This window comes from Pseudomonas sp. HP_01 (assembly GCF_055284355.1).
The window spans coordinates 1-588 of the sequence record NZ_JBTOPV010000066.1 but is presented as its reverse complement, the minus strand read 5'-3'; the positions used below and the strand labels follow the sequence as shown (position 1 = coordinate 588).

The following is a 588-nucleotide window of genomic DNA, read 5'->3' as shown; positions in this document are numbered from 1 at the left end:
TTATTAACCACCCCGGGCTTGATGTTGAAAGCCTGCGCATGGCCATTGCGCGACCGCCAGCTGACGACCGCACCCTCCAAAGTAACCAGCAACGCCGCGATAGAATGCTGAACTTCGGGATCTGCCAGCCCCGTGATCTGCGTGCGAAGCTGAGGCGCCAGAACACGCAACAAACTGGCGTGTCTGACGACCTCATCTTTAACCGCTTCAGGTACGAGATATTCAGCAGCACCGTTAACCGCACCCTTGCCCGCAGCAACACAAATATCTGCAGCCGCGACGAAGATATTGCCAATCGCGGCCTGAGGGTCGTAGGCCCAAAGATCGCCTGCGGCATGAACCAACTGTTCCGCCTCACGCAAATCAGCCTTGGCGTTGAGGTCCGGCTTGACCAGCTTCTCCAGACCATCAGCGATCTGAAAAAGTACGCCTTCCCCAAGCTTCCCCGCATCCTCAAGAATCCCGGGAAGCTTCCCGTGCGCCTGAGTCACAAAGTCATCAAGCGTCCCGACAATGGTTGCATTCAGGTGCCCGATCAGAATCTCGATCAGTGCATCGCCCAGCACCATCTTGCCGGCCTGCCGCATC

General features: G+C 57.5%; 1 pseudogene. It reads right to left on the bottom strand.

The features are described from left to right. Positions 1-588, bottom strand: a pseudogene (locus ACYAR8_RS22840) (RHS repeat-associated core domain-containing protein); the annotation flags it as partial.